Raw genomic sequence first — 15,273 nt, 5'->3', positions numbered from 1 at the left:
CTGCTATGTTGGCAGTCCCTGCCAATTACCTTGCGCTTCGCACATCGGCTTCCACAACCTCCCCCGCCCACCCAATGTAGCCCGCTTAGTTCTAAAAAGTAGTGTCTACGCCTTTGGCCTGTCCGTATTTGGTTACAGGCTTTGTTTACTGTATTTATATAGCGGTCTACGTGGGCTGGTCGTTGCGGTAAAGCAAGATCAAAAGCAATAAAAAAGCCTGCTGGCGCAGGCTTTTTATTATCCAGTTAGTATTATATTTGTAAGAGTTTGGTGCGTGATATGAGGTCTAAGCCCCTAAGCTGGATAGCTGAGTTTTAAGCCTTGCGCATCGCCTAATTATGTCAGATACAGTTTTTCTATTCGCCAGTCTTGATGATGACTCAAAATCGCCCCCTGTTGCTATATCAAAAAGACTTTCAATTTCTTTCGTTATTTTTTCCTTGAATTCTTTATCTTTTTTAGTACTACCAATTAGTGGTCTAATTTTGTTGTTAAAAGTACTAAGCAAAATAAAGTGATTGGATTTGATTTTTGCCTCTTGAATAGAGCTACTAGTAATATCTTTAGGTCTGTAATCACAAGACCAATAACTTGAGGAATTTATTTCAAACTCTTCTAACGCTACTTTTGCTTCCATTATACTGGCTTGCAACTTTTCTTTTTTTTCTTTCATTTTCCAATAAAGAAAGTTAAAGACAAAAGCGGCAAGTACTGAAAACAAGGCTCCACCAAGTGTTTCTATAAAAGAATACTTTGGTGTAGTTGATAGTGTTGTATTTAATTGCTCTAACCGTGAAATAAGATCATCTGATATTGGTGCTTGCGTAAAAATTTGCTGTAAATTCTTAATAGAAGTCGCAATATTATTTAGAAAAGTATTTGTAGTGTCTAAAGAGCAGTTCTGTACTAGAGTGTCGTTGATTTTCCCTAGTGCTTCACTAACATTTTGGGTATTAGTATTTATTGTCGGAATTCTGTCTATAGAAAAAGTGCCTGTGACTGCATCACAGGCAATACTATCTGTTATTTCAATAATTTGATTAGAACTCATGTAGTTACGCACCTAATGGACGAGTTGGTACGTAATTTACCGAATTAAATATAGCCTCACTAATATATTGTCGAATTTTCTTCTCGTAGAAAGCAAAGTCATCATCACTATAACTGAACTTTAACTTAGATAATAAAGTATCCTTATCTATGTATCCATACTTCACCATACCGGCAAAGCCTTCTGTTAAGAAAGATGAACCATAACCATCAACGTTATCATCAAGTATAATTGTTAACTGTTCATTTGCTTTCAATTCATCTAATTTAACTCTCAAGTACTCTTCTCTGAACTCTTCACCACTACCTTGGCCATCTTTATAAAAGCGTCCCTGAGGGTCATCACTAAATTGTTTACCTATATTGAATATACTCATTATTAATTTCTTCATTCTAAAGGACTACGCTCCAGATAATTAACGTTCCAAGTATTGGTCTTTTTAGTCCACTAGACTCTGAAGCCTCTATTCCATTATCCATTGTGTAAGTATAGTGTCCTGAGTTGCTCAAGATTGACAACCTACCATCCTTCCGCTGCTTTATGAATTCTAAAAGATCTTGAAGACCTTTTCCTCTATCATTATCACCTGTGCTGGTTCTGTCAATCTCTACAGCAGCTTTTAACATCTGCTCATCTTTTTTTCGCTCGAACGCACTAATAGGAAGTTTTGCCAAATATTCAGTTACTTTTTCTTTTATCTTGGATGTTGGTAGCGTTCTGGCTATACCTATTCCTTGATCAAAAAATGCCACCTTTAGTCTACGAGTCGGTTCATGATATGAACCTGTGAGAAACCATTGTTTTTTTGGACTTCTTGATTCATATCCATCAGGGTAGGCGTGGTGGCTTACATTCGTTATTGCTTCACCAAGACCAGTATGTAAGAAAGTCCATTTATTTACGTTGTCACCAACGATAGCACGTAACTCATTCTTTAATTCTTTTGTTTTTCCTTTTATACCACATTTGCCTTTTTTATAACGAACTAAACGCTTATCAGAACAGGGGTGCTCTTCTGTACATGGCTTTATCATCGGTTTGTTGTTGAATAAATCAAAAAAACCTAAATCGCTAAGCTGGCTATATATATCATCATTCCATCTTTTTACTTTTGGTGTCAGCTTATTGCGGATAGAATCATCCCATGACGATATCTCAGCTGTTAACACTAATGCTGCCGGTGTCGATATTGAGCAGAGATTGTCAAAATTAACGCTTCCTAAATTGTAAGCTCCTCTTGGCAAACGCCGTCCTTTGTTCTTTTTAATCAACTCAACCAGCTTACTTATGACTGTTAAGTGCTGGATGGTTGTTTCATAATTATCTTTAAAATCCATTACCTTCGGTAGGTAAATTATCAGCCCTTTCTTACGGCTCTTTGATAATTTGTAATGAAGTCCACACTTCATTTCATTTTTAATGAATTTATTGACAGGCTCATATATTTTTTTAGGAATATGATTAAACGGAGTTGTTGAAACAGTTCTATTAGGAGTTCGATGTCTCAATGACCTCTGGATATCTCGTAGCCACTGCTTTTCAGTTATTTTTTTCATATATTATAGTTTTATATTAAAAGAGTCTTGTAGTTCACTTGAATCAACAAATAGATACTCTGTTAGCCACTCGGTCATATCATATCTTTTTGTTCCCACTTTTAGCTTTGTTTCTATTCGAGCTGTTTTGAAAGTTCGTAGCTCGTTGCTAACATGGCAAACACCTTTGATATATGCTCTTTTATTTCCATCAAAACCAAATTCTGTAGGGGAAATTATACGCCTTTCTCGAACATCATACTTTCTATATGTAAACTCGATATTTGCACTTGTTCCACTCCAAACTACTGTTAATTCTCTTTGCCAGTCTTCAACTGAATCGTATGCTCTATGGCCTATCTGATGATCTAACTTTAATTTTTGACAAAGCTCGACTTGTTCAGAAAGTGACAAACTGTTTTTTTTAACGTACAAATCAAAACGATCTCTATCACTTAATGAAGAAAGTTTTCGTTTTTTTACGATATGCAGAGTTAGCAAAGCTATCAAAATACACAGAGTGCCACCTAACCACATTATAAATCTCCCTGTAGGTATGCACTCATAGTTACCTTGAACTGCCAGTAAAATCAATAAATTATACTACAACGAAGGTAATAATAATAATGGACAGGTCTAATATTAGACTTTTAATTCATTATCTTAATGAAATAAACACTAAGATTAGCATTAGTTATTTATTATCAATAAGATCAATTTATATCTAATTGTAAATTTTAATTTTTAGGTATACCCCAACGAAACCAATTCACTAACCACCTAAAACGAACTGGTTTGCAAAACCAATCTATATTAAACCGATCTTTTTAGCCCGTTGAACCGTACTCGGGTTGCATCCTACTTTCATGGCCACTTCTCGAACGGATAAGCCTTGTTCTAATAGTTCGATAATCTTTGCTTTACGTTCCATGTTTGGTTTCCGTCCTGAAAACTTTTCAGCCCATAACTTCGGGTCCTGCTTAATTGCTTGGCGTCCAGCTTCAGCACTGGCTAAACGGTTCTTGTGTTCTGCTGCTGCCATTGCAGTGATCATGGTTAATTGAATATTGGTTGTCATGTCTTGCATGTCATTACCAGAGTAAGCAAAGGTCATATTCTGATTAATGGTTTTGATTGTGACACCACGGTTTAACAGCTCGCGGATAGTTGTTTCTGAATCGTGATAGTCACGGCCTAAGCGATCTATCCACCAAACTATCAGTACATCATCTTTTCTTAATTTATCGAGTAACCGGCTTAATTGTTCACGCTCTGCTGCTGGTACCGTTCCACTACAAACATCGGTTGATATTTCGATGCCAGGATATGACTTTTGAATGTCGCTAATTTGGCTATCTGTTGTTTGTGTGGTTGTTGATACTCGAACGTATGCAAATTCCATTTTATCGGCCTCGCTGTGTGCTTATGGTTGTTGTGTGCTAAATGTAGCGTATGCATATCTAAAAGTAAACACCAAAAGCGTACGTAATACGGAGGATTTACGTGTATGCAGTAGAGCATGATTAAAAGCACACGGATTTTAAGGGGATACCGACTAGGGGCTTTTATTGTGTTGAAGTGGTGATTTATGAATTAGGTAACATGGTTAACAAAATAACAACGCCACTTTTTTATCGTATGTTAATGACAATAAATCGAAAAATAAGCGGTTTATGTGATGTTTGAGGTGAACTCGGATCTCGTAGTACGTGATAGATGCATATTGTTAAATACGGCTGTTTTGACAAAAAAACCAACTTCAAAAGATAGAGTTGGTTTAGGCTTGTAAAGAAAAAAATTTGAGTAATAAAATACGAGCAAAGACTTGGTAGGGGTATCTCAATGCGGTACGGATCGTACTTGTGTGGTATTCAATATCCCCACATCTCACCCTACAACAACTATTTGAAGGGATTATATATTGGTGCAGTACATTGATATCAAGTAGCGCTATCAAGTGATTTTAAAAGGAAATTAGTGATGAATTATGAAGAAGAGTTGTTTGATGCAGTTCTTGATGGTGATATCAAATTTGCTAAGGATTTGATTAACAAAGGGGCTGATATTAATGAAGTCACACCTTCTGAACATTGGACTTATTTTCACCATATTTTTAAGTCTATCGGAGAACATGCCCCTTTAGAGTCGATTAAATTTTTACTTGAAAAAGGTCTTGATGTGAATGCTATAGATTCTTATGGCAATACTCCATTGTTGTATGCAGTACGTCAACGTAATGTAGAAGGTATGCGCTTACTGTTGGAAAATGGGGCTGATAAGTTGATAGAGCATGAAAACCTTGAAGGGATAAGTGCTTTGAGAATGGGATTTGATAGTATGCCTCTTAATTATGAGGTATTTGATCTTTTGTTACAGTTTGGAGCTGATCCAGACGTTAAAAAAGACGGTTGGAAAACGGCTAGACAGATGTTAACTGTTATTGCTGGAATACCTAAGAGCATACAAGATCTATTTGCAAAATATTAAATAATTTAACGATATTTATTTTAGTGCGCATAAAATTTTTCATGTTAAATACAGCCTATGTGTCGAACGCTCGGTATTTGTGCCTTTAAAATCGATTTTAGGAACGATTTAACGGGTATTTGGGTCACATCAGATTGATAAGCGATTCATGGCGTGATGATATTGATAAAAAGAGTTAGATTTACAATAAATCTCTTTCGGGTATTTAGATTAATTTTAGATAAATGGTTAGCATCATTGAAAATAATCATTTCACCTCCATATGGTAATCATCTTTTAACCTTAATTAAAAGATGGTCAAAATTAAGGTACAGGCCTTAGCTTTGAAATTTATTTACTAGAATGATGGAAATATTATGGATCCAATGGATAAAATTTGTAATGAATGTGCACATATTATGAGTAATTGTTCATGTGGTTATTGTCAGGATTGTGACGAAAAAGAAGGTGATTGCGATTGTGAGTGTTGTAATGATTGTGACGAAAAAGTAGATGATTGTACTTGTGAACGTTGTAATGATTGTGACGAAAAAGTAGATGATTGTACTTGTGAGCGTTGTAATGATTGTGATGAAAAATTAGATGATTGTACTTGTGAAGCGTGTAATGATTAACTCAGAGAAACATAATCTATATACATTGAAATATAACAGCCGTTATATGAATTTTAATAAGAATGAATAAGTTTAATGTTAAATAGAGCTTCTTTATAAAGAAAACTAATATCTGAATCTTTAAAATGAGCTCTTTGCCCCTATCTTGTATATAAGAGCAATCAATCAAGGAGGATTAGAGATGCCAAGCTTTATTGTGATTTCATCAAAAAAAGTAACAGACTTCGATCAAGATGCTAGAACGGTTCTAGAAAGCCATAGATTTTCAGAAGTGCATACGGGTACATATATGGGGCCTTCTAATGCATCATTGATGTCAACGAGGCTGAAAGCGCTAGGGACTTATAGTAAAAACAAAAGTAGTGCAGGTATTAAAATTTACTATGGTAGTTTAAATTAGTAGATATATGAGACGATATAGTTAAATGACCGTCCACTGAGGCGGTCTTTTTTTTTTAATTATTTTAATTGTGTTGGCAAATAAATCTAAGTCATAAGGTCGCGTATCTGATCTTTAATGTTAAATGATTGTCCATTGAGGCGGCATTTTTCTTAACTACAAACATTCGAATAATACCACTCCTAATTTATGGCTCCCTACCGGATTAAATTTAGATTGTCCATTCATGCCCAACGAGCAAAAGAAGAACTAAAAGCCTTTGCCTACAAATTCAATCATTGTCTTACTGGTTACTATATCGAAAACCAATCTGGCACCAAATTAGAACGGCCTGAACTCAATAAGTTGATTGAAGATAGTGAAGCCGGTGATGTATTGCTGATTGAAAAAATGGATCGCCTTACTCGTTTACCTTAGTTGGAGTGGAAAATCTTAAAAGCCCACAGAATGGAAAAAGGCTTAGTGATTGTAGTGGCTGATCAGCCGATGACTCATGCTGTGTTTAGTTGGGGTGAGCAAAACAGTATCACTCTAGCTTTAACCTAGTTAATGTTGGATTTGGGCGCAACCATGGCTCGTGATGATTATGAAACTCGCCATGATCGCCAAGTATAGGGTATTGAGAAAACAAATGTAGAAGGAAAGTATCGTGGTCGCCATGTAAATGAATCACTGTATCAGGATATTTTGGATCAGTTAGCGTTAGGTCGTAATTACTCACAAATACAAGAGAAGTGGGAGTCTAGTAGGATGACGATTACAAGGATATCTATGTCTTTAAAGGAAGGCGCATGGAATAAGATTATGAACTGCATTGCAAATTTACATAAAATTGTCTTTGCCAATATAAGGTTTTAAAAAAAACAACAGACACTATATGTTGTGTTCTATTGTTTTTTAGAATCATTTTTTTATGTAACCTATTGATTATTAATGAGGGTGAATATAGTTATTCTTATATCTATGTTAGCTAAGTTGTAGATTTTGGTTTATGTTAGTATTGAAGGGATGACAAAAACACGTAGAATGTGCCAACTTTATTGGTATCCATTATTACACATATGGATAGGTAGGTAGTATATGGTTACATATTTAAACAATTATAAAGAAGCTAAACCTCAGCACACAGAAAGTAAATCTTTGTCTTCAGGTAAAGCTACTGCAGACGTTTTAGCATTTACATCTACATGCAATAAAAAAGCTCAAGCAAGGGCTAATTTGTTGAAAGCCGCACAAAAAATTCGTTGGTAGATGAATATTATCTTGATTGCATAGAAGAAAAGCCTAAGAATATTGTAATACCATTACATTTCTTGGGTTTTTTTATGTCTAAACAAGCAACAGCTTCTAAAATTAGCAATATTAAACGTGTATCAGCTTCCAATTCAACAACTAATGACATTCAAAAAGAAATTCAAAAACGTCGTTCTTGTGAGCTTGTGATTGGTCTTTGTGGTGCTGTTGGCTCTGGCATTAAGTCTTTAAAAGAGAATTTATTACACTCTCTTGAATCTTCGGGATATACAGTTAAGCATATTAGAATCAGCGCCTTAATTGCTGAAAAAACTGGCATGCAAACCTCTGAACTCTCTGGTTTTAAGCGTTACTTTGATCTTCAAGAAAAAGGTGATGAATTAAGGCTAAAACATAAAGAATCTATCTTAGCTGCGTGTGCCATAGAAGAAATTGCGGTGCACCGTACACTTCTTTGTCAAGATGATTTTGAGCAACCGGATAATTCCGGTGACTTAGTTAAAACGACAAAAAAAATTGCCTATATAATCGATCAATTAAAGCATCCTGCAGAAGTTGAACTTTTACGGTCTGTATACCCTAGGAATTTTTACTTATTAGGGTTAATTAGGACTGAGAAAGAGCGCCGATTAAATTTAGAAGAAGAGAAAATGTCTTCTTCTGAAATAGATGATTTAATTCGCCGAGATCGTAAGAGTGTTACTCATGGCCAACAAGTAGAGAAGACTTTATTTGGTGCGGATTATTTTATCCATAATATACATAACCAAGATCAGAGATTAGAAAAAACAGTCGATAGATTTATTAAACTTGTCCATGGCGTGAATGGTGTAACTCCATCTCTTGATGAAATTGGTATGCATGCTGCTTATTCGGCATCACTACGTTCTGCTTGTTTATCTCGTCAAGTCGGTGCTGCGATAACAGATATTGATGGAAATATTTTATCTACAGGTTGTAATGATGCACCAAGCTTCAATGGCGGTCTTTATACATCAAATTCGAGTAATGATTTTCGTTGTGTTAGACGTGGTCAGTGCTCTAACGATAAACATAAAGCGTTGCTAAAAGAAGAGATTAAAGAAATATTAGAAGATAATATTTCTAATAATTCTGATTTAGTTAATAAATTAGTAAGCGAAATTACTTCTGGCACAAAGATAAAGTCTTTAATTGAATATTCAAGAGCGGTGCATGCTGAAATGGACGCTATTGTGTCACTTGCTCGTAATTATCATCAGAGTTCAGTAGGTAAGACTCTTTTTGCTACAACATATCCTTGTCATAATTGCGCTCGTCATATTATTGCTGCTGGTATTCATCGGGTTGTTTATATCGAACCATATGAAAAGAGCCTTGCTTTGAAATTACATGATGATGCAATAAGTGATTCAAATGAAAAAGATAAAGTTATTCTTGTTCCATTTGAAGGGGTTTCTCCTCGACGATTTGAAGTATTCTTTAGATATAACGGCGATCGTAAAAATGATGATGGTAGAGCTATTAAGATCAGAGTAAGTGATTCATATCATGCAGATTCTGAATTTATCGATAATTATGCAGAAAGAGAAGCTAAAATTGCTCAAGCGGTGAATGCTTATTTTACTTAATATTTATATAAAATTAAAAAGCCGCTTTTGCGGCTTTTTTCTTACCCACACACCTACCCCTTACTATACAACCGCCCAAACATGTGCATTTTCATCGTGACTGCTTTACCACTCACTTTCTCAAACGTTAACCAATCTATGACTCCCTCACCTGCATTGAATTTAGGGTGCCCATTCATGCTATCGATCTTAATGCTGGCGTAGTCTTTATGCCGTTTGATGTTAAGACCACTTAGGTTATGACCATCAAGAATATAAAGGGTGTTGTTATTGGTGGTGCAGCTGTTGGCCGTGGGTTCGGTGGTGGCGATAACGCACCAATCATCAGTGTAAGTTGCTATGTCGGTGAGTTCTACAGTGTGCAGGTAAACTTCTTTGTTGCGCATCACGGCTTCTGACTTGGCTGTAATGAACACACCTTTCAGTTCTGTAATCGTTCGTTCTACTTTGTTACGCGCTATTAGATTATGAAAGCTTGGTGCGGCTGCTGCGAATACTATAGCTAGAATAGCGATAGTAACGATAAGCTCTAATATATTAAATCCTTGTTTTTTCATGACTTACCTTTATTACTTAAGTTATGCAACTCAAATGAATTTGAAACGGTTAGCTTTCCACTCAGAACCATCAATTAAACCTTTGTCGTAATAGCCTGCCCAATCAAAGAAAAACGGGCTAAAACTGCTACTGCCTATCAAGTGACTCACACCAATACAGATAACAATGACGGCGGCTGATATGGCGTATTCTATGGGGTCGCCGGTCCTAAAGCGTCCTCCGAAGAGGTGGAAGCGTCGGTCACTGTAGGGGGAAAACGGTACCCCGCTTACAGTCATGGCATCGGTTAATATGTGGCTGACTCCACCCCAGGCGAAGGCCATAAAAATACCGTGGTAATCCCAAATAAAGGTGAATGCAATCGCAGCTATTAGCCAATGGGTGAGAACGTGAGTCGGTCCTCGATGTTTGATTTTGCGGCCGCAAATCTTAGCAACGTATTCCATCCAATCGGGTGCGGTTGCACCAGCAACACAGACTGCAACGTGTGGTGGTGAAACAACGGCACACAATGCGCCAGCTATGAGTGTGTGATTGAGCCATTTCATTGGTTGTGTTCAGTTGATTTTGGCTGTGGTAGATAGGCGATTTTCTTGAGGTAGGTGTTTACGTGTTTGCTACTGTCGTTGTCGCACATTGATATCAGGGCTAAACGGTTTTCGATCACTTGCGCTTCATATTTTAATATGTCGCGTTGGGCAGTGGCTACTTTCTCTAAAAATCCGATCTGCTCGGTAATGTTGGCTATCCCTTGTTTTACTCGGGCTTGCGAACGGGCTTCCATAGCGAGGTATATCCCCATCTCACGGTAAGCATGGTTGCGGTTAGCTAATGCTTGCACAAAATCAGCGACTTGTTTTGCTGTACCTACCCTGCGTTTATGTTCCCATTCGCGCTCTCTTGCTTGTTCTGTGGTTGAATACAGCGGCATCTCGCCAACAATACCGATGTAATGATCAGTTATGCTTGGCCAATCGCTTGAGTCGTATTGATCAATACTGCTGCGCATACCTGCGACTAAGTTAACGTCTATTTTGAACTTGGTCTTTTCAGGGTAGCAACGGGTGATCACTTGATAGATTTGATCAGGATTTGCTTTGGGTGCGTTCTGCAGTGCGGGTATCGCGGTATGAAAGTCGGGGCTCTTGCCTTTAAGAGTTGGTAACTCAAAAACTTGTACTGGTGGCGGTTCGTTGCCATCGGGTTGTTGCCACGGTAGATTTATAGGCCATTGACTCTTTGGCTCAGTTTCAGCGTTGGCTTTGGTGCTGAGTAATGCTAATAGCACGTAAAGCACGGCAAAAAGCATCATCGCTATATTGGCTGTTAGGGTGATGATAATCAGTTGAAATAGACTTGGCTTAGTCGGCACGGGTTGATCTCCTGCCGCTACCAAGCATCTGTAAGCCACCAACAACAGCTCCCACTTCCCACGCTCCGGCTACAACGCACAGGGCAACCAAAAACCACATCAATGCCTTGGTGGTGTCATAGCTTACGTCACTCTCAAGATTGGTACGTTGGGGGTCACGGCGTTCGACTAATGGCCGCATTGAGGGCGGCAATCGTCCTTCTTCGCTCGTTGCAACAAGCCATAGCTTTGATGACAACATACATTTACGGGCTATCTGGGCTTTACGGCCAGTGAGTTTGTGCGCGTCGTCAATGAATAGCATTGCTTGAGTATCGAGCAGGTAATCGGCAAGTAAATCGGCTTTAAGTTGTAAGTTGAGTTTGTGCCACGGCGTTGCGTTCGGTTCAGTTTTGGTAAATTCGGCATACCACTTGTCGATCCCTTTAACTTCGATCCAGCTAGACAGTGGCATCAGTCCTTCAAGTACGACTGGCTGGGATTTCTTGCCCCAGATTTCATGGCGGGTGTCTTTAAGGCGCATTAGCCACCGGCTTTTACCCGAATCGTGAGCGCCAGTGATCAGCTGACATTCTTTGCGGCGCAGGCAAGTTTCAGTACGGGTACTGCTGGGTGCAAACTTTCGCGGAGCATCGACAACCAACGGAGTGACGTATTTAGTGCCATCTTTGCGCGTGCGTTTATTGTCGGTACGAAGTTTTAAAAATCTCATCTGTGTAGCGTGAGCAAAAAAAACGCGAAAAGGAAATTGCAATTTGGGGCGTGGGATGTGCTTCAACGGCAGTTGCAACTGCGTTGTTAGTTAGTAAAAATTTCGGAGAAAAAACTCGCGGAGCGTGTCCGGATGACCCCTGTAATTTTCGGACAGTGGAAGAAATTTTTAGCAAAAAGTAAGGGGTAAACAATTTATGTGATCACATATCCTTGTTATTTATGTGTGTTGTCCGATAAAAACGACCGTATATTTCGGACAGACAATAGCAGTCATTAGACGGGGGCTGGGTGATGCCACACATATGCGTTAGCATCAATCAAAAACCGTTCCATCTTTAGCTGTATATCTGTTTGGTTGTTCAACGTTATGCTTTATCAGGTGCGATAGTTTTGCGACAGATTAGTTTGGGCTGGGCATAGTCGCACGGTATCGCCAATACCGCTGCAGACCTAGGCGTTACTCCAGATCATTTCTTAGTTGGTTTGCGAGTGTCGGTATCGACATCAATCAGACCTAACAACTAAGCAATTATTGCGCATCAAATAAGTGGTGATATGAGATCACCCATTGCGCCATACCTGTTTATCACTGCACTTAACAACACCATAAATGCAGTACGTCCCCGTCAAGACGGCGTTACATTGTCACGTATTTGGTTTGTTTTCATTGTGTTAGTTACCAATGGCCACCCACTTATTTAATGTCGCTGGCGTGGGTTTACCCGCTACGACAAAAGGTTTAATACGTTACCTTTATTTTTGTGATGGGCATCATGAGGATGAGTTGATATGACTGCAATTAAGCAGCATAATGAAGAGGTTATATTTTCATCATTTCTTTTACTTAGTGACTGCGCCAACAGTTAACTGAGCATTATCAGCAACATCCCTTGTCTACCCTAAAGTAATTCCCTTCGTTAAAAATGAACGCTCTACACTACATAGCTGGTGATTACAGTTATGTTACAGTTGCTTATAACGCGGTGTGTTTCTTATGAATCTGTAATTGGATATTTATTAATTACATTAAGGTTTATCATTCAACAACATCTAATGCACTATAACTTTATTTTTTTAGATAAAACAATCCTCCCTTCAGTACCTCAATCCAAAATATTTCTACTGTCCACTTACACTTATTCATAATTTAAATTAGCCCATTAATCTTACAACGTTCAACAGAAAATGATGCTAAAGAGTGCTATCAAAGTTTCTTTCATTTAAGAGGCGAGATCTCTTGTTTATGCTCGTAAACCATCCCGTGATTATTAATTTTAAGTGACTGATTAAAATGAAATTTATTCCTTTACTTGCGGTGCTGAAATTAATGTTATTACAAAAGAATTACCAGCTAAGCGCGAAAAGAAATTCAAGCGAGTTACTTTTTCTCTAACAGAATATGAAGATCAATTAATTGATGATTTATCACTTACTGTTCGCTCTTTTCGTTGCAATCGTTCGCAAGTAGTAAAAGCTGCATTAGCTCTACTGGCTGAACAAGACGAAAAAACGCTTTGTCCCTACTTAAAAAAACAAAATAAAAATTGATTGTTTATTTGAACATTGACTATGTGTGTTAACTCGAAGAGTTATCCACATATTCAATGAATAGATCCAATAAATAGATCCTATATAGATCCTAAATAGATCCCTGATCGCGCTAGCCCTTATGTAGCAAGGGCTGTAGAGGAGGACGGTGTATTCTAATTGGGTAGAGGGTGTATTCTAATTGGGTAGAGGGTGTATTCTAATTGGGTAAAGTGGTGTATTCTAATTGGGTTGGATTTTTTATTAATGTGGACAAAATGGCTCAAGATAAGAACCTACTACCTCTTACGGAGGTTACTATCTCGAATGAAATACAGTTAATTACTAGTACATCTACAAGTGTTCAACCCAATGTATTACTTCGTACTGGTGTTTTTACGCCTATTGGCCGTAAAGTGAATATTAATAGCGGCATGATGATGGATTTAACCATTGATCTCGTAAACCTAGAATTATGTCAAAAAGAAGGTTATGACTCGGTTACGGTTCGTGGCACACGTTTGAATGTTGAAACTGATTTTAAAGTTTGGTGCGGAATTGTCTTAGTTTTTAGCAAATTAGAATTTTTATCAAATACAGTCTATTTGAGATTCAGTGAATTTGCTAAATACTGTGGCTACCCAAGTCGTCGGTTTGATAAAAACTTACGTCGCCAAATAGGTGAGTCATTAGAGCGTATTCAAAGTCAAAGTTTAACCTTTCGCCGAAAAGGTGCTAACAAAGCTGTGCATACGGGTATGTTGCTTAAAGCCGGTTATGACGATGATAAAGACAAGGTAGAGCTAATGGCAGATGAATCCTTATGGGATCTCTATCGTTTGGATTATCAAGTTCTTGTGAGCATGAAAGTACTGTCTAAATTACCTCGTGCCGAGGTTGCGCAGTGTTTGTACCTGTACTTATTGGCCTTGCCGGAAAATCCTATTCCTGTCTCATTTACTCGCTTGCGTGAGCGTCTACGCTTAGAAAGTTGCACTAAAGAAGCGAATCGTAAGATAAAACTAGGTTTAATGAAGCTTGAAAGCATTGGCTTTTTAAGTGGTTCATTTATGACTAAGAGTGGTGAGCAGTTCTACTGTATTGATAAGCGATTTAAAAAGCTTTGTAATCCTTTGGAAACAAGCCCCCTGCTTGATGATTAGGTGTACGTTGATTGGGTAAATAACCCAATTAGAATACACCTAGTTGCATTATCAGTGTGTACGTTGATTAGCTAAATAACCCAATTAGAATACACTTAGTTGCATTATCAGTGTGTACGTTGATTGGATTATGCTGTGATATCGCTTTGATATCGTTGTTATTCTGCTTTATGGGTGTACGCTGATTGGGTAACAACCCAATCAGCGTACACCATCGCAATTTATCCCTTCTCTTTGTAGTTTGGCTTTGTCTGTTTGGTTAGCGTGATCATTCCTACTCAATTAAGGAATCGATATGGCTAATTATGCTTACTTGCATGTATTTAGTGATACTCAAGATGTAAATAATTAGAAACATGGCACTCTGGACTACTCAAACCGCGTCGGAGGCTCTAATCTTGTGTTTGTAGGAGATTGTGTGTCTGGGGCTAAAAAATGGCGTCAGCGGCGTTTAGAGCGCTTTTTAGATAGGATGACGTTCTTATCTTTGCAGAAGTCACCCGCATGGCTCGTTCATCGCTAACCAGCACGGTCAAAAAGTTGAATGTGCAGACCGTACAACGGAATCTGTATTGGTCCATACCTTTGATATTGATGCGATCAACGCAGAGTGTATCTCTTAGGGTATATTCCGCGATCGTCGTCGAGAAATGTATTCAGCAATTAATTCAGCCGATGGTGAAAACCGCTCTGTATTCGTTTAATAAGTTTTTTTCAGTATTATTTATTTCAATTAATTTATTACTCAACATCTTTTTTATTATTAATTGCACGAACCTCAGTATTATTTTAATTAATTAATTTATTACTTAATGTCTCCTTTTATTATTAATAGTATGAACTCACAAAAAATTAGAAGATTACGTTTCAATAATAGGCCTTATTTATTTTTAAATATATGGGTATTGTTATTTAAACAAGAGAAAGACGTAAATTTTCAAATCGTATTAATTCTATTAATACTGACGTAGCTCTGATAATTTTTATA

The 15,273-nt window shown here is 37.6% G+C and carries 17 protein-coding genes; 8 read left to right on the top strand and 9 right to left on the bottom strand.

The window, feature by feature from the left end:
- Nucleotides 1-286: 286 nt before the first annotated feature.
- The 5 genes from PPBDW_RS00085 to PPBDW_RS00065 all read right to left on the bottom strand — a co-directional run bounded on the left by PPBDW_RS00085 (nucleotide 287) and on the right by PPBDW_RS00065 (nucleotide 3,988).
- Complete coding sequence (locus tag PPBDW_RS00085) at nucleotides 287-1,051, bottom strand: hypothetical protein (protein WP_036788271.1); 765 nt, start codon at nucleotides 1,049-1,051, stop codon at nucleotides 287-289.
- 4 nt (nucleotides 1,052-1,055) lie between these two features.
- Nucleotides 1,056-1,427: an STAS-like domain-containing protein gene (locus PPBDW_RS00080; protein WP_036788318.1), complete on the bottom strand. Its 372-nt coding sequence runs from the start codon at nucleotides 1,425-1,427 to the stop codon at nucleotides 1,056-1,058.
- A 16-nt stretch (nucleotides 1,428-1,443) separates the two neighbouring features.
- Nucleotides 1,444-2,607, bottom strand: coding sequence for a hypothetical protein (locus PPBDW_RS00075; protein WP_036788269.1), 1,164 nt, complete (start codon nucleotides 2,605-2,607; stop codon nucleotides 1,444-1,446).
- Between the two features lie 3 nt (nucleotides 2,608-2,610).
- The gene (locus tag PPBDW_RS00070; RefSeq protein ID WP_036788267.1) at nucleotides 2,611-3,123 is read right to left on the bottom strand and encodes a WYL domain-containing protein; all 513 of its coding nucleotides are present in this window, start codon (nucleotides 3,121-3,123) and stop codon (nucleotides 2,611-2,613) included.
- Nucleotides 3,124-3,394: 271 nt separating this feature from the next.
- Complete coding sequence (locus tag PPBDW_RS00065; RefSeq protein ID WP_036788264.1) at nucleotides 3,395-3,988, bottom strand: recombinase family protein; 594 nt, start codon at nucleotides 3,986-3,988, stop codon at nucleotides 3,395-3,397.
- A gap of 578 nt (nucleotides 3,989-4,566) precedes the next feature.
- On the opposite strand from PPBDW_RS00065, the gene PPBDW_RS00060 reads away from it, so the two are divergent.
- The 6 genes from PPBDW_RS00060 to PPBDW_RS00035 all read left to right on the top strand — a co-directional run bounded on the left by PPBDW_RS00060 (nucleotide 4,567) and on the right by PPBDW_RS00035 (nucleotide 8,951).
- Nucleotides 4,567-5,073, top strand: a complete 507-nt coding sequence (locus PPBDW_RS00060) for an ankyrin repeat domain-containing protein (RefSeq protein ID WP_207860774.1) — start codon at nucleotides 4,567-4,569, stop codon at nucleotides 5,071-5,073.
- 356 nt (nucleotides 5,074-5,429) lie between these two features.
- The gene (locus PPBDW_RS00055) at nucleotides 5,430-5,687 is read left to right on the top strand and encodes a hypothetical protein (protein ID WP_036788261.1); all 258 of its coding nucleotides are present in this window, start codon (nucleotides 5,430-5,432) and stop codon (nucleotides 5,685-5,687) included.
- 181 nt (nucleotides 5,688-5,868) lie between these two features.
- Nucleotides 5,869-6,087, top strand: a complete 219-nt coding sequence (locus PPBDW_RS00050; protein ID WP_036788259.1) for a hypothetical protein — start codon at nucleotides 5,869-5,871, stop codon at nucleotides 6,085-6,087.
- Nucleotides 6,088-6,303: 216 nt separating this feature from the next.
- Nucleotides 6,304-6,504, top strand: coding sequence for a recombinase family protein (locus tag PPBDW_RS22755; RefSeq protein ID WP_243422999.1), 201 nt, complete (start codon nucleotides 6,304-6,306; stop codon nucleotides 6,502-6,504).
- A gap of 663 nt (nucleotides 6,505-7,167) precedes the next feature.
- Entirely contained in the window at nucleotides 7,168-7,338 is a 171-nt protein-coding gene (locus tag PPBDW_RS00040; RefSeq protein WP_207860772.1) for a hypothetical protein, read from the top strand.
- Nucleotides 7,339-7,412: 74 nt separating this feature from the next.
- The gene (locus PPBDW_RS00035; RefSeq protein WP_036788256.1) at nucleotides 7,413-8,951 is read left to right on the top strand and encodes an anti-phage dCTP deaminase; all 1,539 of its coding nucleotides are present in this window, start codon (nucleotides 7,413-7,415) and stop codon (nucleotides 8,949-8,951) included.
- 53 nt (nucleotides 8,952-9,004) lie between these two features.
- On the opposite strand, the gene PPBDW_RS00030 is transcribed toward PPBDW_RS00035, so the two are convergent.
- Genes PPBDW_RS00030 through PPBDW_RS00015 form a run of 4 tightly spaced genes read right to left on the bottom strand, consistent with a single transcriptional unit; the run spans nucleotide 9,005 to nucleotide 11,593 of the window.
- Nucleotides 9,005-9,508 carry a pilus assembly FimT family protein gene (locus tag PPBDW_RS00030; RefSeq protein ID WP_207860770.1) on the bottom strand — a complete coding sequence of 168 codons (504 nt, stop codon included), beginning with the start codon at nucleotides 9,506-9,508 and terminating at the stop codon, nucleotides 9,005-9,007.
- 30 nt (nucleotides 9,509-9,538) lie between these two features.
- Nucleotides 9,539-10,057 carry a metal-dependent hydrolase gene (locus PPBDW_RS00025; RefSeq protein ID WP_036788254.1) on the bottom strand — a complete coding sequence of 173 codons (519 nt, stop codon included), beginning with the start codon at nucleotides 10,055-10,057 and terminating at the stop codon, nucleotides 9,539-9,541.
- Complete coding sequence (locus tag PPBDW_RS00020) at nucleotides 10,054-10,821, bottom strand: hypothetical protein (protein WP_036788310.1); 768 nt, start codon at nucleotides 10,819-10,821, stop codon at nucleotides 10,054-10,056. The genes PPBDW_RS00025 and PPBDW_RS00020 overlap by 4 nt, the downstream gene beginning before the upstream one ends.
- A 49-nt stretch (nucleotides 10,822-10,870) precedes the next feature.
- Nucleotides 10,871-11,593 carry a hypothetical protein gene (locus PPBDW_RS00015; RefSeq protein WP_036788251.1) on the bottom strand — a complete coding sequence of 241 codons (723 nt, stop codon included), beginning with the start codon at nucleotides 11,591-11,593 and terminating at the stop codon, nucleotides 10,871-10,873.
- Between the two features lie 557 nt (nucleotides 11,594-12,150).
- On the opposite strand from PPBDW_RS00015, the gene PPBDW_RS00010 reads away from it, so the two are divergent.
- Nucleotides 12,151-12,297, top strand: coding sequence for a hypothetical protein (locus PPBDW_RS00010; protein ID WP_181318681.1), 147 nt, complete (start codon nucleotides 12,151-12,153; stop codon nucleotides 12,295-12,297).
- Nucleotides 12,298-13,400: 1,103 nt separating this feature from the next.
- On the top strand, nucleotides 13,401-14,285 hold the full coding sequence (locus PPBDW_RS00005) for a RepB family plasmid replication initiator protein (protein WP_036788307.1): 885 nt from the start codon (nucleotides 13,401-13,403) through the stop codon (nucleotides 14,283-14,285).
- Nucleotides 14,286-15,273 lie beyond the last annotated feature (988 nt).

This window comes from Photobacterium kishitanii (assembly GCF_000613045.3).
In the GTDB taxonomy this organism is placed as follows: domain Bacteria; phylum Pseudomonadota; class Gammaproteobacteria; order Enterobacterales; family Vibrionaceae; genus Photobacterium; species Photobacterium kishitanii.
Note: the sequence above shows the minus strand (reverse complement) of the source record. Positions and strands in the feature narration are given on the sequence as shown.

Excerpts from the sequence above, each read along its gene's own strand:
- PPBDW_RS00085 (WP_036788271.1), bottom strand. The coding sequence starts at position 1,051 with ATGAGTTCTAATCAAATTATTGAAATAACAGATAGTATTGCCTGTGAT.
- PPBDW_RS00080 (WP_036788318.1), bottom strand. The coding sequence starts at position 1,427 with ATGAGTATATTCAATATAGGTAAACAATTTAGTGATGACCCTCAGGGA.
- PPBDW_RS00075 (WP_036788269.1), bottom strand. The coding sequence starts at position 2,607 with ATGAAAAAAATAACTGAAAAGCAGTGGCTACGAGATATCCAGAGGTCA.
- PPBDW_RS00070 (WP_036788267.1), bottom strand. The coding sequence starts at position 3,123 with ATGTGGTTAGGTGGCACTCTGTGTATTTTGATAGCTTTGCTAACTCTG.
- PPBDW_RS00065 (WP_036788264.1), bottom strand. The coding sequence starts at position 3,988 with ATGGAATTTGCATACGTTCGAGTATCAACAACCACACAAACAACAGAT.
- PPBDW_RS00060 (WP_207860774.1), top strand. The coding sequence starts at position 4,567 with ATGAATTATGAAGAAGAGTTGTTTGATGCAGTTCTTGATGGTGATATC.
- PPBDW_RS00055 (WP_036788261.1), top strand. The coding sequence starts at position 5,430 with ATGGATCCAATGGATAAAATTTGTAATGAATGTGCACATATTATGAGT.
- PPBDW_RS00050 (WP_036788259.1), top strand. The coding sequence starts at position 5,869 with ATGCCAAGCTTTATTGTGATTTCATCAAAAAAAGTAACAGACTTCGAT.
- PPBDW_RS00040 (WP_207860772.1), top strand. The coding sequence starts at position 7,168 with ATGGTTACATATTTAAACAATTATAAAGAAGCTAAACCTCAGCACACA.
- PPBDW_RS00035 (WP_036788256.1), top strand. The coding sequence starts at position 7,413 with ATGTCTAAACAAGCAACAGCTTCTAAAATTAGCAATATTAAACGTGTA.
- PPBDW_RS00030 (WP_207860770.1), bottom strand. The coding sequence starts at position 9,508 with ATGAAAAAACAAGGATTTAATATATTAGAGCTTATCGTTACTATCGCT.
- PPBDW_RS00025 (WP_036788254.1), bottom strand. The coding sequence starts at position 10,057 with ATGAAATGGCTCAATCACACACTCATAGCTGGCGCATTGTGTGCCGTT.
- PPBDW_RS00020 (WP_036788310.1), bottom strand. The coding sequence starts at position 10,821 with ATGATGCTTTTTGCCGTGCTTTACGTGCTATTAGCATTACTCAGCACC.
- PPBDW_RS00015 (WP_036788251.1), bottom strand. The coding sequence starts at position 11,593 with ATGAGATTTTTAAAACTTCGTACCGACAATAAACGCACGCGCAAAGAT.
- PPBDW_RS00010 (WP_181318681.1), top strand. The coding sequence starts at position 12,151 with ATGAGATCACCCATTGCGCCATACCTGTTTATCACTGCACTTAACAAC.
- PPBDW_RS00005 (WP_036788307.1), top strand. The coding sequence starts at position 13,401 with ATGGCTCAAGATAAGAACCTACTACCTCTTACGGAGGTTACTATCTCG.